The organism is Streptosporangium roseum DSM 43021 (assembly GCF_000024865.1).
GTDB classification, from domain to species: domain Bacteria; phylum Actinomycetota; class Actinomycetes; order Streptosporangiales; family Streptosporangiaceae; genus Streptosporangium; species Streptosporangium roseum.
Map to the genome: position 1 here is coordinate 9,632,930 of NC_013595.1, position 20,758 is coordinate 9,653,687.

17 protein-coding genes are annotated in these 20,758 nt (G+C 71.1%); 11 read left to right on the forward strand and 6 right to left on the reverse strand.

Annotated elements, in window-relative coordinates:
* Positions 1 to 66: 66 nt before the first annotated feature.
* A complete protein-coding gene (locus SROS_RS42160) occupies positions 67 to 486 on the forward strand; it encodes a MarR family winged helix-turn-helix transcriptional regulator (protein WP_012895095.1) in 420 nt (139 codons plus the stop codon).
* Between the two features lie 215 nt (positions 487 to 701).
* Here SROS_RS42160 and SROS_RS42165 read toward each other — a convergent pair whose 3' ends face one another.
* The 3 genes from SROS_RS42165 to SROS_RS42175 all read right to left on the reverse strand — a co-directional run bounded on the left by SROS_RS42165 (position 702) and on the right by SROS_RS42175 (position 3,779).
* Positions 702 to 2,300, reverse strand: a complete 1,599-nt coding sequence (locus tag SROS_RS42165; protein ID WP_012895096.1) for a PP2C family protein-serine/threonine phosphatase — start codon at positions 2,298 to 2,300, stop codon at positions 702 to 704.
* A 151-nt stretch (positions 2,301 to 2,451) separates the two neighbouring features.
* Positions 2,452 to 3,387 (reverse strand): sensor histidine kinase, encoded by a 936-nt coding sequence (locus tag SROS_RS42170; RefSeq protein WP_012895097.1) that lies wholly within the window; start codon positions 3,385 to 3,387, stop codon positions 2,452 to 2,454.
* Positions 3,387 to 3,779, reverse strand: a complete 393-nt coding sequence (locus SROS_RS42175; protein ID WP_169369497.1) for an STAS domain-containing protein — start codon at positions 3,777 to 3,779, stop codon at positions 3,387 to 3,389. The genes SROS_RS42170 and SROS_RS42175 overlap by 1 nt, the downstream gene beginning before the upstream one ends.
* Before the next feature lie 149 nt (positions 3,780 to 3,928).
* Here SROS_RS42175 and SROS_RS42180 point away from each other — a divergent pair, with 149 nt between their 5' ends.
* Positions 3,929 to 4,903, forward strand: coding sequence for an NAD-dependent epimerase/dehydratase family protein (locus SROS_RS42180; RefSeq protein ID WP_012895099.1), 975 nt, complete (start codon positions 3,929 to 3,931; stop codon positions 4,901 to 4,903).
* Positions 4,904 to 4,936: 33 nt separating this feature from the next.
* On the opposite strand, the gene SROS_RS42185 is transcribed toward SROS_RS42180, so the two are convergent.
* Positions 4,937 to 5,521 carry a YceI family protein gene (locus SROS_RS42185; protein ID WP_012895100.1) on the reverse strand — a complete coding sequence of 195 codons (585 nt, stop codon included), beginning with the start codon at positions 5,519 to 5,521 and terminating at the stop codon, positions 4,937 to 4,939.
* A 140-nt stretch (positions 5,522 to 5,661) separates the two neighbouring features.
* Here SROS_RS42185 and SROS_RS42190 point away from each other — a divergent pair, with 140 nt between their 5' ends.
* Positions 5,662 to 6,075 carry a winged helix-turn-helix transcriptional regulator gene (locus tag SROS_RS42190; protein ID WP_012895101.1) on the forward strand — a complete coding sequence of 138 codons (414 nt, stop codon included), beginning with the start codon at positions 5,662 to 5,664 and terminating at the stop codon, positions 6,073 to 6,075.
* A 45-nt stretch (positions 6,076 to 6,120) separates the two neighbouring features.
* Here the strand turns inward: SROS_RS42190 and SROS_RS42195 are convergent, their stop codons facing one another.
* Positions 6,121 to 6,369 carry a hypothetical protein gene (locus SROS_RS42195; protein WP_012895102.1) on the reverse strand — a complete coding sequence of 83 codons (249 nt, stop codon included), beginning with the start codon at positions 6,367 to 6,369 and terminating at the stop codon, positions 6,121 to 6,123.
* 202 nt (positions 6,370 to 6,571) lie between these two features.
* Here SROS_RS42195 and SROS_RS42200 point away from each other — a divergent pair, with 202 nt between their 5' ends.
* Genes SROS_RS42200 through SROS_RS42210 form a run of 3 tightly spaced genes read left to right on the forward strand, consistent with a single transcriptional unit; the run spans position 6,572 to position 10,943 of the window.
* Entirely contained in the window at positions 6,572 to 7,210 is a 639-nt protein-coding gene (locus SROS_RS42200; protein ID WP_169369499.1) for a TetR/AcrR family transcriptional regulator, read from the forward strand.
* Positions 7,204 to 8,937, forward strand: a complete 1,734-nt coding sequence (locus tag SROS_RS42205; RefSeq protein WP_012895104.1) for an ABC transporter ATP-binding protein — start codon at positions 7,204 to 7,206, stop codon at positions 8,935 to 8,937. Before SROS_RS42200 ends, SROS_RS42205 begins: the two co-directional genes overlap by 7 nt.
* Positions 8,934 to 10,943: an ABC transporter ATP-binding protein gene (locus SROS_RS42210; RefSeq protein WP_012895105.1), complete on the forward strand. Its 2,010-nt coding sequence runs from the start codon at positions 8,934 to 8,936 to the stop codon at positions 10,941 to 10,943. Before SROS_RS42205 ends, SROS_RS42210 begins: the two co-directional genes overlap by 4 nt.
* A 97-nt stretch (positions 10,944 to 11,040) precedes the next feature.
* Here SROS_RS42210 and SROS_RS42215 read toward each other — a convergent pair whose 3' ends face one another.
* Positions 11,041 to 12,135, reverse strand: coding sequence for an acyl-CoA desaturase (locus tag SROS_RS42215; RefSeq protein WP_012895106.1), 1,095 nt, complete (start codon positions 12,133 to 12,135; stop codon positions 11,041 to 11,043).
* A 263-nt stretch (positions 12,136 to 12,398) separates the two neighbouring features.
* On the opposite strand from SROS_RS42215, the gene SROS_RS42220 reads away from it, so the two are divergent.
* The 5 genes from SROS_RS42220 (at position 12,399) to SROS_RS42240 (ending at position 20,615) form a co-directional block, all read left to right on the forward strand.
* Complete coding sequence (locus SROS_RS42220; protein ID WP_012895107.1) at positions 12,399 to 13,724, forward strand: cytochrome P450; 1,326 nt, start codon at positions 12,399 to 12,401, stop codon at positions 13,722 to 13,724.
* 2 nt (positions 13,725 to 13,726) lie between these two features.
* Complete coding sequence (locus SROS_RS42225) at positions 13,727 to 15,313, forward strand: peroxidase family protein (RefSeq protein ID WP_012895108.1); 1,587 nt, start codon at positions 13,727 to 13,729, stop codon at positions 15,311 to 15,313.
* Positions 15,310 to 17,697, forward strand: coding sequence for an alpha/beta hydrolase family protein (locus SROS_RS42230; protein ID WP_012895109.1), 2,388 nt, complete (start codon positions 15,310 to 15,312; stop codon positions 17,695 to 17,697). The genes SROS_RS42225 and SROS_RS42230 overlap by 4 nt, the downstream gene beginning before the upstream one ends.
* A 64-nt stretch (positions 17,698 to 17,761) precedes the next feature.
* Positions 17,762 to 18,004, forward strand: a complete 243-nt coding sequence (locus tag SROS_RS42235; protein ID WP_012895110.1) for a hypothetical protein — start codon at positions 17,762 to 17,764, stop codon at positions 18,002 to 18,004.
* 85 nt (positions 18,005 to 18,089) lie between these two features.
* Positions 18,090 to 20,615 carry an NACHT domain-containing protein gene (locus tag SROS_RS42240; protein WP_012895111.1) on the forward strand — a complete coding sequence of 842 codons (2,526 nt, stop codon included), beginning with the start codon at positions 18,090 to 18,092 and terminating at the stop codon, positions 20,613 to 20,615.
* The last annotated feature ends 143 nt before the right edge of the window (positions 20,616 to 20,758 follow it).

The following is a 20,758-nucleotide window of genomic DNA, read 5'->3' on the forward strand; positions in this document are numbered from 1 at the left end:
TGCCCTGAGCTTCATTCGGATAGCGTGACCTCAGGGTTTCATCCGAGCACCGGCAGATGGAGTTCCATGGACGACCACGCGTCCTGGCCGACCGGCCGCCTCCTCCTGGTCGCCGCGCGCCTGGTGGAGCGTGAGTGGAACGCCGTGCTCGCCGAACGTGGCCTCACCCACGCGGGGTTCCTCACCCTGAACGCGCTCGATGACGGCCCCCGGACCCAGCGGGAGCTCGCGGCCCGCACCTACGTCGAGGAGCAGACGATCCGCCCGGTGCTCGACCGGCTCGAACGCAACGGCCACATCAGCAGGGAGCGCGACCCGGTGGACCGGCGCCGCGTGATGGTGACCCGCACTCCCCGGGGAGAGCGGACATACACCGCGCTCCTGGCCGGCGACTCCGCCGAGCGGATCATCTCCGACCGGGTGGAGGACCCCGAGACCCTGCGGGCCGAGCTGATCCGGCTGATCAGTGGCATCCGCGGGCAGTGACCCCTGCGGGGCCTCACGGGCTACGCCCCGGTGAACGTGCCGGCCGCCACGCTGCCGGCCTGCTCGCAGGCTTTCGCGGCGCGGCGGACGCCTCCGGACGGAGGACGGACGCCTCCAGGCGAGGCCGGACGCCTCCGGACGGAGGCCGGGCGTCTCCAAGCGAGGGCCCGGCGTCTCCAAGCGAGGGCCCGGCGTCTCCAGGCGAGGGCCCGGCGTCAGCCGTCCCGGCGGGGGAGCGTCATGATCTCACCGTTCTGGGTGACCTGGGTGACCAGGATGCAGGTGTCGTCGGCCGCGTTGGCCGGGACCATGGCGTCCATGACCGCCGGAAGCCGGTCCGGGGAGGCGGGGGAGATCGGCCTGAGGGCCTCGGTCAGGGCGGCGCTCATGAGATCCAGACCTTCGTAGAGGTCGCTGCCGCGCTTCTCGATGAGCCCGTCGGTGAACATCACCATGAGATCGTCGGGCCTGAGCCGTACGGTGCCGCAGGTGTAGGCGGCGTCCTCGAAGACGCCGAGCAGCACGCCCGGATGGAGCAGGCGCTCCACGTGCGAGCCCCGGGCCAGGAGCATCGGGGGGTGACCGGCGTGGGTCCACCGCAGGGTGCGGTCGGCCGGGCGGTAGCGGGCCACGAGCGCGGTGGCCAGCACGTCGGGCCGGAGCTTGCACAGCAGGCGGTTCAGCACGGTGAGGATCTCCGCCGGGTCGTGATGGGCGAAGGCCAGGGCGGTGATCGCGTGACGCAGCTTCGCCATGGCGGAGGCGGCGGCCAGCCCGTTGCCGGCCACGTCCCCGACGGCGAGCAGCACGTCACCGTCGTCCAGGCCGATCGCCTGGTACCAGTCCCCGCCGAGGTAGGCCGCCGTCTCGGCGGGCTGGTAACGGGCGGCCACCCGCAGGCCGGGCAGGGTGTAGGGCTCGTCCTGGACCGGCATGATGATTTTCTGCAGGTGGGCGGTGAGCTGGTTCTCCTCCTCCAGCCGCCGGCTGACGCTGGCCAGCTCGTCGGCCGCCCGGCGCCAGCCGGTGATGTCCTGCATGATCCCGTGGATCTCCAGGGGCCGGCCCGCCGCGTCGAGGGTGGCCTCGGCCGAGATGCGGATGTGGCGGAGGGAATCTCCCACCCCGATCCGGACTTCGAGCTCGTGGGGTCCGCCACCGCGCGTCCACATGTCCGCCGCCCCCGCGAGGAGCGGCGCGTCTTCGCTGTGGACGAGGTCGGAGTACGCCTCGATGGTGAGGGGGCCCTCCGCCGGGTCGCGCCCGTGGATGCGGTAGAGCTGCGGCGACCAGACGATCTCCCCGGTGACCATGTTCCAGCGTCCCCAGCCGAGGTTGCCCAGGTGCTCGGTGCGGGCGAGACGGGACTCCAGCCGCTGCCCGATGTCGTCGCGGACCCAGGTGACGAGCAGGCCGTCGTCGAGACGGGCGATCCGCATGGCGTAGGTCGAGCGGTGCGGGACGCCGTCGGCGACCTCGACGTGCTCGTACGGGCTGTACCGCTCGGACGTGCCGGTCTCCATCACCCGCAGGTAGGCCTGCCAGAGCGGCGTCTCCGCCACCGACGGGTAACTCTGCCGGGTGCGCAGGCCGACCAGTTCCTCGCCCCGCCGGCCGTGGACGTCCTCCGCCTCCGGGCTCACGGCCTGGATGAGGAGGTCGACGATCGTTCCCGTGGCGTCACGGATCGGCACGGACCAGCTCGCCGATCCGGGCATCACGTCGAGCACGGCCTGCACCGCCGCCGTGGAGGCGGAGAGGCGCTCCGCGTCGATCGTTCCGGGAAGCGGCGCGGCCCCGATGCTCGTCTCCATGACGTTCGACCTGCCGGAGGGCAGCAGGTGACGTCCATCTCCTGGGCTCAGAATCGCTTCCTTCCGCATGGCCGTGATCGGCCTGGGGGAACCTGGTGGCGGGCGAAGGGCCGACACGGGCTCTGACAGAGGGTTGGGGGGTCCGGACGGTTCAGATGCTGAAATACACGCGGATGGTGGTGCCGTCCTGGCTGGTGTGGATGCGGACCAGGTCGCTGAGCAGGTTGGTGACGAGCAGGCCGCGAGAGCCCCGCTGGCGGGGATCGACCGGCCGGCGTCCGGCAAGGGGGTCGAGGATGTGACCGGCGTCGGTGACGTCCATGGCCACCTGCCCGTTCTCGCCCCAAATACGCACCGTTCCCGAGCCTCCTCCGTAGTCGAGGCTGTTGGCCGCCAGCTCGCTGGCGATCAGTCGCAGATCCTCGAGACGCTCTCCGGAGAGCCCCATGCGGGCGGCGTGCCCGACGACGAAGTCTCGCACGCGCCCCAGGTCGCCGCCGGCGAATCCGAGGGAGGCGGCGTCCGGCGGGTCGGGCAGCGGCCGGTTGTAGTCCTGGATGATGCGTTCGGGCGCGTAGGCGGGGCTGGTGCGCAGGCCGCTCCCGTCCTGGAGGATGGGATGGGTCATCTCGGCCTCCTCGATGACCGAGGGGTCCAGCCCGTCGAGGTCGTAGGGGCACAGGATGGTGACGGCGCGGCCGGAGAACGCGAGGTTGATCAGCGCCTCGTGCTGGACGCACGCGGGATACTCCGTCACCGACCGGCCGGCCCAGATCGGCTCGCCGATGATGCGGACCCTGCCGGCGGGGTGGAGGTCGGCGAAGGCACGCAGGACGCCGGGGATGATGCGCCCCGGGTTGCGACCGGCCTGCGTCATGTCGAGGAAGCGCACCTCGGAGGCCGCCTCGCCGAGCTCGGCCCGCAGCAGCTCCACGTTCTGCGGGGGTACGGCCACCGCGACCGGCTCTCCGGCCGCCAGGCCCTCGCGGATGAACGGCACGGTGCCGTCGAGATACTGCCGGGCCCCGCGGTAGAACAGCGCGGGATGGACGAACGGATCCACCGTGGTGGTCGTCGTCGTGGTCATCACGTCTCCACTTCGATCGGGGAGGAGTCCGGTCCGATCAAGGCGAGTACGGATCTCAGACAGTAGGGCGCGTGGTGCAGGAACACCTTTTTGCCCGTGGGGAGGCTGTGGGCGGCCTGGGCCAGCAGCCATGTTCCCCGGACGTCGACGAACGTGAGTCCGGCGAGGTCGATGTGCATGTCATCGCCCTGGGTGACCAGGCCGTCCAGTGCCTCTTCCCAGAGCCTTCTGGTCGTGCGGTCGATGTCGCCGCTGACCTTCAGGCGGACCGGCGGGCCGGTCAGGTCGAGGTGGAGGTCGTGGGGGGACGGCCCGCGGGCTCCGGATGTCGAAGAGCCAGGTCCGGCGGCCTGTGACGGCCCGCGCGGTCTCACCTCTGGCCAGATCGTCACGGTGACCATCCTGAAGTCGACGATGGACACCTCCAACGTACCCGTTGTCGCCTTTAACAGCGAAAAGGATGCGCTCAACCGCACACCACGGCCCTCGGGATGAAGGATAAGTCTGAGCCAGATGCAACTTATGCAGGAAAATGACCCACATGCGTATTCTGATCATCGGTGGAACCCGGTTCGTCGGCCGGCACATCACCGAGGCCGCGATGGCGGCCGGGCACGAGGTCTCCCTGCTGCACCGGGGGCAGACCGGGCCGGAGCTGTTCCCCGAGGCGGAACACCTGCGGGCCGACCGGAACGAGGACCTGTCCATCCTGCGTGACCGGCGGTGGGACGCGACGATCGACGCCAGCGCCTACCTTCCGTCGCAGATCGCCTCCCTGGCCGGGGTGCTCTCCACGGGCCAGTACGTCTTCATCTCCACCACCGCGGTCTACGCCGTCCCGCCGGCGCCGGGCTTCACCGAGGACTCGCCGCTGTCCGAGCCCGACGGCCCGGTCGCGGAGACGGTCACCGCCGAGACCTACGGGCCCCTGAAGGTGCTCTGCGAGCGCGCCGCGGTCGACCGCTTCGGGCCGGGGACGCTGGTCGTACGGCCGACCTACGTGATCGGCCCGCACGACTACACGGGCCGCTTCACCTACTGGGTCAACCGGATCGCACGCGGCGGCGAGGTCCTGGCCCCGGGTGACCCGTCGGACCCGATCCAGGTGATCGACGGACGTGACATGGGCACCTGGATCATCGCCATGGTCGAGAAGACGGACTCGGGCACCTTCCACGCGGTCAGCCCGCGCCCGCCGTTCTCCTTCGGCGACATGCTGGAGACGATCGTGGCCGAGGTCGGGCCACCGGGGACCACGCTGACCTGGGTCGGGCAGGAGTTCCTGCTCGCCGAGGGGGAGGACGGGCGGTCGCTGCCGCTCTGGCCGGAGGGCGGCGGGGAGATCAACACCGCGGACCCGGCCGCCGCGACCGCGGCCGGGCTCGACCCGCGCCCCCTCCGCAGGTCGGTGCGCGAGATCCGCGAGTCCGAGGCCTCGTTCGCCACGGCCACGACGATCAGCCCGGACCGGGAGGCCGAGCTTCTGGCCAGGTGGCACTCCCGTCAGCGGGGGTGACCGCTCACCCGCCGCTCCGGCCGCACCCGGTCGTCACGGGGCGACGGCGGTCTGGAGGACCGCCTGGATCTCGATGACGATCTGGACCTTCTCGCTCAGTGACACGCCTCCGCCGGGGATGGGGCCGTTGTAGCTGACGCCGAAGTCCATGCGGTTGATCTCGCCGGTGGCCGTGAACCCGGCACGGGCACCGGCGAAGGGGTCGGCGGCGAAGGGGTCGGGGCCGAACCCGTTGATCTCCAGCTTCAGCGGGACCGGCCGGGTCACCCCCTTGAGCATGAGCTCGCCGTCGAGCAGGAAGTCGTCCCCGTCGGGACGGATCCCGACGGACCGGTAGGTCATGGCCGGATGCTCGTCGACGTCGAAGAAGTCGGCGGAGCGGACGTGGTCGTCCCGCTGCTTGTTGCCCGTGTCGACCGAGGTCAGGTCGACGGTCGCGGTGACGCTGGACTCCAGCGGGTCGTCGCCGGTCACGATCCGGCCCTCGAAGCCGGTGAAGCGTCCGCGCACCTTGCTGATCATGAGATGCCGGACGACGAAGCCCACCTCGGAGTGGACCGGGTCGATGCTCCACGTCCCGGCGACATAGCCCGGGATCTCGACAGCCTTGGTCGTCATCGTGTCTCCTTGAGTTACATGGGGTAAGCCGGTTCCCTCAGGTAGGGCAGTTCCGAAAAGGAACCGCACCTATCCTGGTGACACTTCCCCAAAGGGCACAAGAAGGCACTTTCACCTCACCCAGTTACCTGGAGAGAACCATGGAGACGTCACTCCCCTCCGGCCACACCCCGGCACTCCCCTCCGGCCACACCCCGGCGGCCTGCCGGGCCCGCGAGATCCTGGAGCGCATCGGGGACAAGTGGTCGCTGTACGTGATCTCCCAGCTGAGCGACCGCACCAAGCGGTTCAACGAGCTCAAACGCGATATCGACGGCATCAGCCAGCGCATGCTGACCGTCACCCTGCGCGGGCTGGAGCGCGACGGCATCGTCTCGCGGACCATGTATCCGGTCATGCCGCCCCGCGTCGACTACACGCTCACCCCCCTGGGCCGCACGCTGCTCGACACCGTCGGCTTCCTCATCCACTGGGCCGAGGAGCACGTCGAAGAGATCGAGACCACCCGCGCTCTCTACGACACCCGCGTCGAGAGATTCCACACGCCCGAATGACCCACCGGGCGCCGCCCCGCCCTCCAGGCCCCGCGAGGGCGAGTCTCAGACCCCGATGTCGCGGGCGATGTTGTCCAGCCGGTCCGTCAGCGTGTCGAGCTCCCGGTCCGTCACCGTGTCCCCGGAGACGAACCCCTCCAGGTCCCGGCGGCGCACGATGATCAGCGGCCGGTGATCGTCGTCGATCTCCTCGTCCCGCAGGATCAGGCAGTCGCCGCGGACGAACACCAGCGCGGTGTCGGGATCCGGTGACTCCAGCAGCCGCAGGACGCATTCCCGGTCGACGAGAGCCATGGACGCACCTCCCTGTCCGCACGACGGCCCTACCCGCTCACCCGTACGGCGGGCCATACCCGGCACCCCCGCCGACCTAACGGCCGCGCAGGTCAAGCTAGGCCCGGGAGGCGCTGCGACCGCGGACGCCGTACGGACGGGCCGGATACCGGTCAGTTAAATGAGTGAGCGACTCACTCATTCCTGTACTAGGGTGACCCGGGTGATCTTGACCTCCCAGCGCGCGGCTCCCCTCCCACCGGACGAACGGCGTGCCGCGCTCATCGAATCAACCCTGTCGCTGGTGCTCGCCCACGGCCCCGACGTGAGCACCCGGCAGATCGCGCAGGCGGCCGGCGTCGCCGAAGGGACGATCTTCCGGGTCTTCACCACCAAGGACGAGCTCGTGGGCGCGGCCGTGGCCAGCGCCTTCGACCCCTCCCCGCTCCTGCGGGACCTGGCGGCCATCGACCGCACCGCTCCCCTGCCGGACCGGCTCGTCGCGGCGGTCGAGCTCCTGCAGCAGCGTACGGCACGCGTCTTCCGGCTGCTGGACGCGCTGGGATGCCTCGGAGCCCCCGAGACGGACCGCGACCGCCGCGCCCGATCCGACCAGGGCGTTCTCATCGGGCAGGCGCTCGTCGACCTGATCGACACCGGACGCGACCAGTTGCGCTGCGAGCCGCACGAGGCCGCGCGCCGGCTGCAGCTGCTGACCGTCGCGTTCAGCCATCCCCGGTTCGTCGCCGACGACCCGATATCACCCACGGAGATCGTCTCCACGCTGCTGGACGGCATCCGCCTGCGTCCCGGGCACGACGCGCTCCACCCGGACTCCACGAGCGGGGAACCCCCATGCTGAGCCGGCTGCTCCGCACCTACCTGCGGCCCTACTCGTCGACGCTGACCGCCGTGGTGGTGCTGCAGCTGGTCGGCACCATAGCCTCGCTGTACCTGCCCAGCCTGAACGCGGACATCATCGACCGGGGCGTCGCCGTCGGCGACACCGGCTACATCCTGTCCGCCGGGGGCTGGATGCTGGCCGTGTCCCTCGTGCAGATCGCCTGCTCGATCGCGGCGGTCTACTACGGCGCCCGCGCGGCGATGGGATTCGGGCGCGACGTCCGCTCGGCCGTCTTCCACCGGGTGGGCGGGTTCTCCGCCCGGGAGGTCGCCCAGTTCGGAGCGCCCTCGCTGATCACCCGCAGCACCAACGACGTGCAGCAGGTGCAGATGCTCGTGGTGATGACCTGCACGATGCTGGTCGCCGCGCCGATCATGGGCGTCGGCGGCATCGTCATGGCGTTGCGGCAGGACCTCGGCCTGTCCTGGCTCATGCTGGTCTGCGTCCCGGCGCTGCTGGTGTCGATCGGCCTGATCATCTCGCGCATGGTCCCCCAGTTCCGGGCGATGCAGGACCGCATCGACGTGGTCAACCAGGTGCTGCGCGAGCAGCTCTCCGGCATCCGGGTCGTCCGCGCCTTCGTCCGGGAACGCGAGGAGACCCGCCGGTTCGCCGCGGCGAACGACGCGCTGACCGGGACCTCGCTGCGCGTCGGGCGGCTGACCGCGCTCATCTTCCCCGTCGTGATGCTGATCCTCAACGCCTCCAGCGTCGCCGTACTGTGGTTCGGCGCGAGCCGCGTGGACAGCGGCGAGATGCAGGTCGGCGCCCTCACCGCGTTCCTCATGTATCTGATGCAGATCCTTGCCTCGATGATGATGGCCACCTTCATCTCGATGATGATCCCGCGAGCCGCGGTCTGCGCCGAGCGCATCATCGAGGTGCTGGACACCGAGTCGTCGGTGACCCCGCCCCGGGATCCCGTACGGCAGGTGCACGGCCGCGCCGAGCTGGAGCTGCGTGACGTCGAGTTCCGCTACCCGGGCGCGGCGGCACCGGTGCTGTCCGGCATCTCCTTCCGCGTCACCGCCGGGCAGACCACCGCCGTCATCGGCAGCACCGGGGCGGGCAAGACGACACTGGTCTCCCTGGTGCCCAGGCTGTTCGACGCCACCTCCGGCACGGTGTCGGTCGACGGCGTCGACGTCCGCGACCTCGATCCGCAGATGCTCTGGACACGCATCGGCCTGGTACCGCAGAAGCCGTACCTGTTCAGCGGCACCGTCGCGAGCAACCTGCGCTACGGCAACCCGGACGCCAGTGACGAGGAGCTGTGGGAGGCGCTGGAGGTCGCCCAGGCCCGCGACTTCGTCGAGGCGATGCCCGAGGGCCTTGAGGCCCCCATCACGCAGGGCGGCACGAACGTGTCCGGCGGGCAGCGGCAGCGGCTCTCGATCGCCAGGGCGCTGGTCAGCAGACCCGAGATCTACCTGTTCGACGACTCGTTCTCGGCCCTCGACCTGACCACCGACGCCCGGCTCCGCGCCGCCCTGCGCCCGCACACCGCCCAGGCCGCCGTCGTCATCGTCGGCCAGCGGGTGTCCACCATCGCCGACGCCGACCAGATCATCGTCCTCGACGACGGAGTGATCGTCGGCATGGGGACCCACGACGAGCTGCTGGATTCCTGCCCGACATACATCGAGATCGTCGAGTCCCAACTGACCGCGGGGAGCGCAGCATGAGCGACAAGCCCGTGACGACCACACGACCGCCGGCGGGCGGCGGAGGCTTCGGCCGGGGGCCCTTCGGGGGGGCCGGGATGCCCGCGGAGAAGTCGATGAACTTCGGGCCGTCCCTGCGGCGGCTGATGCGGCGGCTGAGCCCCGAACGCCCGAGGATCCTGGCCGTGATCGGCCTCGCCGTGACCAGCGTGGTTTTCGCCGTCGTGGGACCGAAGATCCTCGGCCACGCGACGGACCTGATCTTCAGCGGTGTGATCGGCAAGCAGCTTCCCGCCGGGACGACCACGGAGCAGGCGGTCCAGGCCGCCCGCGCGTCGGGCGACGACAACTTCGCCGCCCTGCTCGCACGGATGGACGTCGTGCCCGGTCACGGGATCGACTTCGGCGCACTGGGCACGGTCCTGGTGTGGGCCCTGGCGCTCTACGTCGCGGCTTCGGTCTTCAGCTGGTTGCAGGGTTACCTGCTCAACGACGTGGTGCAGCGCAGCGTGTTCCGGCTGCGGGCGGACGTCGAGGACAAGCTGAACCGGCTCCCCCTGAAGTTCTTCGACGGCCAGCCGCGCGGTGAGCTGCTCAGCCGGGTCACCAACGACATCGACAACGTGTCCCAGACCCTGCAGCAGACGATGAGCCAGCTGCTGACCTCGCTGCTGACCGTGATCGGCGTGCTGGCGATGATGTTCGTGATATCGCCGCTGCTCGCGCTGATCGCCCTGGTGACCATCCCGCTGTCGATAATCGTCACCGGGCAGATCGCGAAACGCTCGCAGAAGTTCTTCGTCGCGCAGTGGGCCAACACCGGCACCCTGAACGCCCACATCGAGGAGGCCTTCACCGGCCACGAGCTGGTGAAGGTCTTCGGGCGGCAGCCGGAGGTCGAGCAGGTGTTCCGGGACAGGAACGAGGAGCTGTTCAAGGCCAGCTTCGGCGCCCAGTTCGTCTCCGGGATCATCATGCCGATGATGATGTTCATCGGGAACCTCAACTACGTCGCCATCGCCGTCGTCGGGGGCCTGCGGGTCGCCACCGGGTCGATGAGCCTGGGTGACGTCCAGGCGTTCATCCAGTACTCACGGCAGTTCACCCAGCCCCTGACCCAGGTCGCCTCGATGGCCAACCTGCTGCAGTCGGGGGTGGCGTCGGCCGAGCGGGTCTTCGAGCTGCTGGACGCCGAGGACCAGTCCCCGGACCCCGCCGACCCGGTGCCGCCCACCGCCCGGCGGGGCCGCGTCGAGTTCGAGCAGGTGTCCTTCCGCTACGTCCCGGAGCAGCCCCTCATCGAGGACCTGTCGCTGGTGGCCGAGCCCGGGCACACGGTCGCGATCGTCGGCCCGACCGGTGCGGGAAAGACGACCCTCGTCAACCTGATCATGCGCTTCTACGAGCTGGACGCCGGCCGGATCACCCTCGACGGGGTCGACATCACCGCGATGCGCCGCGAGGACCTGCGCTCGCACATCGGCATGGTGCTCCAGGACACCTGGCTGTTCGGCGGCACCATCCGCGAGAACATCGCCTACGGCAACCCCGGGGCGACCGAGGAGCAGCTCCAGGCCGCCGCGCGGGCCACGTTCGTCGACCGGTTCGTCCGCACCCTGCCCGACGGCTACGACACCGTGATCGACGACGAGGGCAACAACGTCAGCGCCGGAGAGAAACAGCTCCTGACCATCGCCCGCGCCTTCCTCGCCGACCCGTCGCTGCTCATCCTCGACGAGGCCACCAGCTCGGTCGACACCCGGACCGAGGTCCTGGTCCAGCACGCGATGGCCGCCCTCCGCTCCGACCGCACCAGCTTCGTCATCGCCCACCGCCTGTCCACCATCCGCGACGCCGACCTCATCCTGGTGATGGACGGGGGCCGCATCGTCGAGCAGGGCACCCACGACGAGCTGCTGGCCGCTCGGGGCGCCTACCACCGGCTGTACTCCGCCCAGTTCAGCGGCGCCCTGGTCCCGGACGGCGACGAGGTGAGCGGGGAGGAGGTGACGGGGGTGCGAGGGTAGGCCGTCGCGGCCGGCGACCCCGGACGGACCCGCTCCGGCGGCTCCGTCCGGGGTCGCCGGAGCGGGTCCGCCCGGGGCCGCTCCGGCGGCTGCCCGGTCAGACGCGCGGCGGCGCTCGGCGGACGCCGTCCCTTTCCCCGCCTCGCGCTCTTTCCCCGCCTCGCGCCGGCCGCCCGGGATCCCGCCCGGCGGACGTCCCCGGTCCCGCCCCGGACGGTCCCGCTCCCGCCCCGGACGTCCCCGGTCCCGCCTCGACGCGGCGGGCGGCCAGGCGCGCGGGGTCCGGCCAGCGCACGCCGTACGCCCAGCCCGCCCGCTCGAACCAGCGGATCAGCCGGGCGCTCGGGTCGAGCTGGCCTCTGAGCACCCCGTGGCGGGCGCAGGCAGGGTCGACGTGGTGCCAGTTGTGCCAGCCCTCGCCGAGGGTCAGGAACGCCACCCACCGGACGTTGGACGACCGGTCCCTGGTCCTGAAGGGGCGGTCGCCGAAGGTGTGGGCGATGGAGTTAACCGACCAGGTCACATGGTGCACCACGGCGTAGCGGACCAGCCCGCCCCAGAAGAGGGCGGTCCACATACCGGTCCACGACATCGACCACAGCCCTCCCGCCGCGGCGGGCAGCAGGAACGACAGCGCCGCGACGGCCGGGTAGGCTGCGTCGAACCGCCGGACGTCCGGATCGGCCATCAGGTCCGGCACCCAGCGCTGCCGGCTGGAACGGCTGCGCGCGGTGTAGAACCAGCCGATGTGGGCGTGCGCCATGCCGCGCAGCAGGGCCAGGCCGCTGTCGCCGTAGCGCCAGGGCGAGTGCGGGTCGCCGGCCCGGTCGGCGTACTTGTGGTGGCGGCGGTGCTCGGCCGTCCACAGCGTGACCGGGCCTTCGAGGGCCATGCCGCCGGCCAGCATGAGGGCGATGCGCAGTGGCCTGCGGCACTTGAAGGCACGATGGGTGAAGTGCCGGTGGTAGCCGATCGCGATCCCGAAAATGCTGATCAGATACATGACGACGGCGATGACCGCGTCACGTGGACCGATCCCCCATCCCCAGGCTGCGGGGACCGCCGCGGCCAGGGTCAGCACCGGCAGGACGACGAGGACGACCAGGTAGACGGTGCGGCGGCCGGCCGTGACCGCCACCGTCTCGGCCCTGCCTGACTCCGGCTGACCCGGCGGGAAGGCCGAGATGGTCACGCTGCCTCCTCGCGGTCGGCGAAGACCGCCTGGTGTGCGATCCGGCGGGGCCGGTCCGGCCACCCATTGAACGGCCGGACGGCCGGACGGCGGGAGTTGCCGGGAAGTGATGCCTTAATTACTTACTGGAGTCAAAACAATGCATTCAGTAGCCATCTTGAGCTAATGTATCGCCTGCCTAGATTGTGGCTACGGAAAGTGACGATCTCTGTTCGCCATGGCTTCAGTGGTCGGTTCACGCGTGGAGCGGAGGGTCCTACGGCATGGGTGCTGTTGATCAATCGACCATGGGCGGCCATCTGGAGCGATACGACGTGGCCGTGGCGCGCGATCCGATCGCCGCGTTCGGCCTCGTCCGGGAATGGATGCGCACGGACTGGCGCGCCCTCTTCGCGGAGCTCCGCACCCAGCGGCCGATCTTCGTCACACCGGCCTTCACCGTCGTGACCCGTTTCGCCGACGTCGTCGAGGTGCTCTCCCGGGAGGAGACCTTCACGGTCCGGGCCTTCGGCCCGCGCCTGGACGCGGCGCTGGGCGCCCCGTTCATGCTGGGCCGGGACGCGACGCCGATGAACTGGCGGGAGAAGGGGCTGATGCAGGTCATGCTCGCCCCCCAGGACGCGGCGGACCTGCGCGGGCTGGCGGGGCGGATCGCGGACGAGGCCCTGGACGCCGCGTCGCGGCGAGGGCGGATCGAAGCCGTCGGCGAGCTCTTCCGGCATGTCACCCTGCGGGTGTGCGGGGAGTATTTCGGCTTCCCCGGGCCCACTCCGGAGACCCTGTCGCGGTGGACGAGAGCCGTGATCACCGACGGCTTCGCCAACTTCCAGGGCGATCCGGCGATCCAGGCCGGGTCGGTCCGCGCGGGCGCGGAGATGATGGCCTACCTGCGCGACCTGCTCGCCGAACGCCGGGCCGCCCTGGAGGCGGGGCGCGAGGCGCCCGATGACGTCTTCGGCCGCCTCATCCGTACGACCCTCCCGGCCGAGGTCGGCCTCGACGACGAGCGCCTGCTGATCAACATGGCGGGGCTGCCCCTCGGGTTCGTGGAGAGCGGGCCGGGGGCCATGGTGGAGGCGGTGGAGCAGCTCATGCTCCGCCCGCGGGTGCGGGCGGAGGCCATCGCCGCCGCCGCCGACCCGGATCCCGCCCGTTTCGATCGCCATGTCTGGGAGGCGCTGCGGTTCAGCCCGTTCTTCAAGCTGCTCCCCCGGCTGTGCGAGCGCGACTACGTCCTCGCCGCCGGCACCCCGCGCCGGACGGTCATCCCCGCGGGGACGTTCGTGCTCGCGGCGCCGGCCTCGGCCATGTTCGACGCGGACGTGGTGGAGGAGCCGGACGACTTCCGCCTCGACCGGCCGGAGCACCTCCAGCTGCACTTCGGACACGGCCACCACGCCTGCCTCGGCGTGCACCCCGCCAGAGTCGTCATCTGCGAGGTCGTGCGCCGCCTGTTCCGCCGCCCCGGCGTGCGCGTGCTCCCGCCACCGGAGGGAGCGATCGTCCGCAGCCACGGGATCTTCCCCGACCGGTTCGTCCTGGGTCTCGGCCCGGACGGACGTCCCGGCTCAGACGTGCAGGAGGCGTGACGGTGGCACCCAGCAGAGCGCGGGCGCGAAGCATCGCGACCGACGGCGCCGCCAACCGCCTCAGGTTCCTGGCCCTGACCAGCGGACGTCCGCTGTGGGACCTCGCCCAGCGCGTCCAGCCCGTACGGCGGCACCTCAACGCCTCGCTGATCGACCACGCGGTCCGCGAGATGCCACCACGGCCCGAGCCGCTGAGCACCATGGCCGACTACACCTCGTGGGCCTCGCTGACCGATCGGACGTTCAGCGGGCGTCACATGCCGCCGGTCTCCGGACCCGAGGGCGGCCGGCCCACCCCCGAACAGGCCGCCGACCTGTTCACCCGGGGTGACGCCATGATCCCGTGTCCCCGGTCCACCGTGCTGTTCGCCTACTTCGCCCAGTGGTTCACCGACGGGTTCCTCCGCGGCGACACCCACGTCCCCAGGGATCCGCGTAAGAACAGCTCGAACCACCACATCGACCTGAACCAGCTCTACGGGCTCGACGAGGCGGCGACCGCCGCCCTCCGGACGTTCGACGGCGGACTGCTCAAGAGCCGGCTCGTCAACGGCGCGGAGTTCCCTCCCAAGCTCTGCGAGAACGGCAAGATCAAAGACGAGTTCTCCGCGCTGAGCGTGATCCGTTTCGACGAGCTCACCGACGCGCAGCGCGACACCCTGTTCGCGACGGGCAGCGACCGCGGCAACATCCAGCTCGGTTTCACCATGCTCACGGTGCTGTTCCTGCGCGAGCACAACAGGGTGGCGCGCCTGCTGGCAGGCCACTATCCGCGCTGGGACGACGAGCGCCTGTTCCAGACGGCGCGCAACATCCTCATCGTGCTCCTCATCAAACTGGTGGTGGAGGAGTACATCAACCACATCACGCCCTACCACTTCCGCTTCGCCCTGGATCCGCGGCTCTCCACCATGCTGGCCCGCGCGCCCTGGCACCGGGAGAACTGGGCCTCGGCGGAGTTCAACCTCGTCTACCGCTGGCACAGCCTGATCCCCTCCAAACTGGCCGTGGGCGACCGGGAGCTTCCGATGGCGGAGACCCTGGTCGGTGGAGCGCTCATCCCCGGGCCGGGCCTGGGCCGGCTCTTCGAGGACGCCTCCCGGCAGCGCGCGGGGCGCATCGGCCTGTTCAACACCGACCCCGTGCTGCGGGCGGTCGACGTGGCCAGCGTCGCCGAATCGCGGGCCCTGAAGCTGGCCCCCTACAACAGCTACCGTGAGCACTGCCGCTTCCCCCGCGTGCGCCGCTTCGACCAGGTCTCCGGTGACGCGAGGGTGAGCGAGGCGCTCGGCGAGCTCTACCGGAACGTGGACGACCTGGATCTGTACGTCGGCCTGTTCGCCGAGGAGCCGGGCGCCCCGAACGCCATGCTGCCGCCGCTCCTGACGAAGATCATCGCCATTGACGCCTTCTCGCAGGCGCTGACCAATCCGCTGCTGGCGTCGCGGGTGTTCAACGCCGCGACCTTCTCCCCGCACGGGATGAAGGTCATCGCCACCACGCGAACACTGTCGGACGTGCTCCACCGCAACGTCCCGGAGGACCCGCGACCGCGTTTCGTGAGCATGACCCGGCAGGGAGCGCGGTGAGCGGCGCGGATGCCTCCGGGACCCGCCCCCGCTCCGACGCCCGCGGGGAGGGCGACCCGTCCGGAGACGCCGCGGCCGAAGGCGCCCCGGCCGGGGATCTCCCCGCCGAAGGCGCTCTGGCCGGGGACACCACAGCCGAAGGCGCCCCGGCCGGAGGTCCCCCCGCCGCGAGCGCCCCGTCCGGAGAGACCCCGGCCGGCGACACCCCGGCCGGAGGTTCCCCCGCCCAGGGCGCCCTGGCCGAAGGTGCCCCGGCCGCGGACGCGAAGCTGCTGCGCGCCGCAGCCCGGGAGCTGTCCGAGATCGGGGTGGCGATCCGGGAGGCGTCCGTCCACGCCACGGCGGCGCTCACCGACGGCGCCGTGCTCGGCGCCCTGCCGTACGCCCCGGCGGAGGGATACCGGGCCCAGCGCGCCCTGCTCCGCGCGGTGACGGATCGGAGGGGGCTCGGATACGCGGTCGCCGGCGGACGGCTGGGCGGTCTCGCGGCCAAGCTCGGCGGCATGACCGGCGTGGAGAGCCTGGCCGTCCTCATCCTGGCGACCTCGCTGCGGTTGCGGATCACCGCCGTGACCCTGGACCATCCGGAGCTGGCCGACGACCCTCTGCTGGGCAGGCTCATCGGAGCGGTCGGCGCCGACCGCGACATCGAGTCGGTCCGGGCACTGCGCGCCCTGTTGAAGGACCGCGGCGCCGTACGCACGCTCAGTGAGCTCGCCCCGGTCTTCGGCGAGGTCCTCGCCCTGCGGGCCCTGCTGGACGAGAACCCGCTCAACGACACCGCCGCCTGGCTGATCGCGACCGGGAAGGGGTACGCCAGCGCCGATCCGATCATCGGCCTGAGCAACCGGGCCGTAGCGGTCCTCGACACGGGAGAGGGCGGCGCGCGCCGGCTGGAGCTGGACCCGGCCGAGTCCGCGCGGCTGAGCTCGGAGGGGTCGTTGCTCGGCTTCCTCCGCAACATCGGCGCCGTCGGCACGACCGGGCGGATGCTCATCCAGAGTGTGGCGGGCCCGGACGGGGTGGTGCGCCACGTCGTCCAGGTGCCCGGCATGCGGTCCGGCCGGCCCGACAACGACTCGCCGCAGGATCTGCTCGGCGCCTTCAGCAGCGCCGTACTGGACAGCGGCCCCTACAGCCGCGCGCTGATCAAGGCCGTCGACGACTTCGGCATCCCGCCGGGAGCCGAGATCGCCCTGATCGGGCACAGCGCGGGCGGTGCGGCGATCATGAACCTGGCGCAGGACCCGGGATTCTGCGCCCGCTACACCGTCACCCACGCCGTGGCCGTCGGTTCGCCGGTCGACTTCAAGAGACCCGCCGACCCGCGGACGTGGATCGCCAGCGTCACCAACCAGCACGACATCATCCCCACCCTGGACGGGCAGGGCGCGGGCGGCTGCTTCGACCTGCATCCCGGCTGGTACGTGGTCGACTACTTCGACTCGACCCATCTGTTCCCGATCTGCCACAGCATCGAGCACTACACCGCCAACATCGCCGACGACCTGCCCGAGGCCCGCGACCGGATCGACCGTCAGCTCACGCCGTACCGGGGCCCGGTCACCCGCTCGCAGGCCTATCTGCTGTTCGACCGCGACCCCCACCCCGAGGGCTTCCCCTTCCTCACCGTGCCGACCTATCCGGCGGTGACCTCGCGGGGGACGCTCGAACTGCCGGTCAGATGCCAGGACGGGTCCGCCCTCACGGCCTACTTCGCCGCGGACCCGGGCGTGGCGGCGTCCCTGCTGGAGGGGACCGGGCTCGGGCCCGCCGTCCAGGTCGCGGGGCGTGCCCTCGTCGCCGTCCACGCGTTCTGGAACCGGCGGACCAGCCTGGGCGGCTACCGTGAGGTCCAGCTCGGGATCGTCGTGCACGATCCGTGGCGGCCGCGGCCGTTCCGGGTCTGGCCGGATCTCGTCCGGAGAGCGGACCGCAGGCGCTCCGGCAGCTTTCTCCTCGACTCCGTGGTCGACACGGACACCGTGTCAGCCGTGGCGCCGGAGATCTGGGGCTGCGAGCCGTCCGTCGCGGCCCTGGACGTCGCAGTCACGGCGAGGTCCGCCCGCGTCGTGGCCGGCGGCCCGGACGGCACGCTCCTCACCTTCCGCGGCCCCCTCGGCCCTGGGATCCCCGCCGAGGCCTGGGACCTGGTCGGCTACTCCCGCCGCGAGGGCACCACGCTGCGGTCCTGCGTCGAGGCACGCGGCCGGGGACGGGCGCATCCCGCGCCACGGGCACGGCTGGCCGTCGGGCAGACGGCTCACCCCATGGCCCGGCACCTGCGAGAGCTGGGCCTCGACGGCGCCCGCCCGCTGCTGTGCCTGTCCACCGTCGCCCACCAGACACTCCGCGCCGCCGGCGTCCCCGTACGGACCACCTGACCGACGTCCTCGTATGGACCACCTGACCGGCGTCCCCGACCATCTGAGCCGAAGGAGTATTCGGATGCCCGCCGTCCCCGAAGCGATCGCCGCCCACGCGGGAGTCCTGCGGTCCGACGCCCGCGTGCTCGCCGAATGCGCCGAACGCCTACGGGAGATCGGCGTCCGGCTGGACGGTGAGGGCGCCACGCCGGAGTGGCTGCGGGAGACCGTGAACGCCCACATCGCCGCCTGTACGGTGGCCTCCGCCGACCTGGCCGAGGCTGCGGCCCGGTTGCGCGCCTACGCCGACCGGATCCGCCGCTGACGCGCCCGCGCGGCAGCGTGTCACACGTGAACCACAATGAGACGTTTCGATCCCGGGCCGGAGCGGAACGCATCATCATACGATCATGCGGAATCTGTGGCGGCGGTCGCGGGCGTCCACACGGCTGGGGCTGATCTCGCTCGGGCTCACGATCCTCCTGAGCGGATCGATCTACCTCATCGTCGCCGCGGGAGGTCCCGATTGGCTCGCCACCGTGGCGAACATCAGCCAGATCATCGGCCTCCCGCTGGCTGTGGTGAGCATCGTGGTGCCCTCCGTCACCGCTCGCCGCTCCACCGTGCCGGAGCCGGTGCGGGTGGCTCTGGCCCGCCAGGTCCATCAGCAGGAATGCCAGGTGCGGGCCGCACTGCTGCGTGGTGTCATCGCCGCCGACCTGTCCTTCGACGACACCGATCCCGCGGCCGCCGGCTACGGCGCTGATCGCGGCCGTGACGGCGACGGCCGGGAGCCAGAGGGCAGCGCGGTGGCGAGATGGGTGTCGAAGAAGGCGGCGGGGCTGCTGTTCTGGCAGGAGACCGATCCCGTCCCGGCCGGGGGCGACGCCGGCGGACCACCCGCCGGACAGGGCACCCCGGCCGGCGTCGCCGGTTACTTCTCGGCCCTGCCCGACCAGCGTCTGATCATCGTCGGGGAGCGGGGATCGGGCAAGACGATGCTGGCGATCCAACTGGTGATCGACCTGAACCAGGCCATCCTCGACGACCCCGCCGCCGGCGGACCGGTCGCGGTCCGCCTGAGCGCCGCCTCCTGGCCCACCGGCCGGCCGCCGGCCGACTGGCTGGCCGACCAGCTCGTCCTCGGCTACGCCATGTCCCGTCAGGAGGCCGCGCGTCTGGTCGCCGAGCACGCCGTCCTCCCGATCCTGGACGGTCTGGACGAGATGGACCCCGATCCCGTCCAGACCGGCGGCGGGAGCCCGGCCCCCGGCAGTGACCCGGCGCCGGGCGGCCAGGGGGACGCCCTGGAGAACCAGGGAGACGCCCTGGAAAAACGGGGGGACGTCCTGGAAAAGCGGGACGCCGCACCGGTGCGGGCAGCCGCGTTGATCGAAGAACTCAACCGCTTCTACACCGGCGCGGTGTTCGGCCCGGTGGTGGTGACCACCCGTCCGGACCGCCACACCCAGTTGCTCGAACGCGGCCTGCTGCTCGAACACGCCCGCCAGATCACCATCCAGCCGCTCACCGTTCAGCAGGTCACCGACTACCTGCACAGGCGCTACCGCTACCAGCCCCGCCAGCATCACGCCTGGCAAGCCGTACTGGACCGGATCGATCATCCCGGGCATGCGGGCGTGCGGGAGTTCCTGTCCACGCCCTGGCGGCTGATACTGGCCACCAGCGCCATCGACCACGACCCCGGCCAGGCCGCCCAGCTCGTCCCGCATACCGATCACCACAGCACGGAGACGGCGGCCCAGACCCGGCAGCGGCTGGAGAGCGGCATGCTGGCCAATTTCATCCCGGCCGCGACCGCGCTGACCCCCCGCGGCCGTAGCTCCTACACCCCTGAGCAGGTGGAGCGGTGGCTCACCGCGCTGGCCCGGCACCTGCGCTGGCAGGCCGGCTATCTGCAGCACCACCCCGCCCCCAGCGGCATGTCCGAGGTCGACATCGTCCCGCATCTGCTGTGGCCGATCGGCGGCCGCCACCTGACCCGCCTGCTGCACACCACGGCGCTGCTCGTCGGCATCGTCGCCGTCGCCGCCCCCGTCCTCATCCCGTTCCCGCCCGCCCCTTGGCCTGACGAGACCCCTCGCTGGGTGATGGGTGCCGTCCTCGGGATGACGTCCCTCCCCCTCCTCCTCTCCCACGCCGAATGGCCCGCACCTCACGTCACCATGCGGAACATCTCCGCCCCCGCACTCCAGGCCGGCCTCGGGGGCGGTCTCATGAGCGGACTCCTGATCGTGGGCTTGGCCGCGATCGGAAGCGTGTTCGGCACCGTACGGACCGAGCTCGTGGTGATGGCCGTCTTCGGGCTCGTGGGAGGGCCCGTCGGCGGGCTCGTGTTCGGACTCATGGGCGGTCGGGGGTCGTGGAACCCGTCAGCCGATCTCGTCTCCCCTCGGCAGGCCGTCCACCGCGATCTCGTGTTCGGTCTGGCGTCCGGTCTCGTGCTCGGGATCATGGGAGGGCTCGTGGGAGGGCCGTTCGGATTCATATTCGGGCTCATATTCGTCATGCTCACCTCCTTGACGTCCGCGCAGGGATTCATCAGCCCCCCAGGCGAGAGCAGAGACGATGATCGCCTGTCAGAGGTGATCACGATCGCGGTGGGCTTCGGGCTCATGGTCGCGCTAGGGGCCGTGGTCGATCCTCCGATGGGACTCCGGGTCGATCTTGAAATCGGACTCTGGTCCGGGCTCGTGGGTGGGCTCGTATTGGCGTTCGTGGGCGGGCTCACCGTGGGCAGCAGCGGCGCGTACTACGTGATCGGCATCATGCTCGCCGCCCTGCGCGGGCGGCTGCCCTGGCGGTTCGCCGCGTTCTGCCAATGGGCGTGCCAGGCGGGGCTCCTGCGGGTGGCGGGTACCGGCTACCAGTTCCGGCACCGCGAGCTACAGGCCTGGCTCGCCGAGCACGGGTAGCCGGGCCTGCGATCCCCGGCCTGCCGATGCCTGACCCGGCCCCGGAGAGGTCGGGGCAGCGCGGCTCGACGGCGGCCGAAGACCGCCCCGCACACGTGGTGCTCGACGGCGGCCGGAGAGCGCCCCGCACACGTGGTGGGGCA

Coding starts and splice junctions, on each gene's coding strand:
- SROS_RS42160 (WP_012895095.1), top strand. CDS start 67: ATGGACGACCACGCGTCCTGGCCGACCGGCCGCCTCCTCCTGGTCGCC.
- SROS_RS42165 (WP_012895096.1), bottom strand. CDS start 2,300: ATGGAGACGAGCATCGGGGCCGCGCCGCTTCCCGGAACGATCGACGCG.
- SROS_RS42170 (WP_012895097.1), bottom strand. CDS start 3,387: ATGACCACGACGACGACCACCACGGTGGATCCGTTCGTCCATCCCGCG.
- SROS_RS42180 (WP_012895099.1), top strand. CDS start 3,929: ATGCGTATTCTGATCATCGGTGGAACCCGGTTCGTCGGCCGGCACATC.
- SROS_RS42185 (WP_012895100.1), bottom strand. CDS start 5,521: ATGACGACCAAGGCTGTCGAGATCCCGGGCTATGTCGCCGGGACGTGG.
- SROS_RS42190 (WP_012895101.1), top strand. CDS start 5,662: ATGGAGACGTCACTCCCCTCCGGCCACACCCCGGCACTCCCCTCCGGC.
- SROS_RS42195 (WP_012895102.1), bottom strand. CDS start 6,369: ATGGCTCTCGTCGACCGGGAATGCGTCCTGCGGCTGCTGGAGTCACCG.
- SROS_RS42205 (WP_012895104.1), top strand. CDS start 7,204: ATGCTGAGCCGGCTGCTCCGCACCTACCTGCGGCCCTACTCGTCGACG.
- SROS_RS42210 (WP_012895105.1), top strand. CDS start 8,934: ATGAGCGACAAGCCCGTGACGACCACACGACCGCCGGCGGGCGGCGGA.
- SROS_RS42220 (WP_012895107.1), top strand. CDS start 12,399: ATGGGTGCTGTTGATCAATCGACCATGGGCGGCCATCTGGAGCGATAC.
- SROS_RS42235 (WP_012895110.1), top strand. CDS start 17,762: ATGCCCGCCGTCCCCGAAGCGATCGCCGCCCACGCGGGAGTCCTGCGG.
- SROS_RS42240 (WP_012895111.1), top strand. CDS start 18,090: ATGCGGAATCTGTGGCGGCGGTCGCGGGCGTCCACACGGCTGGGGCTG.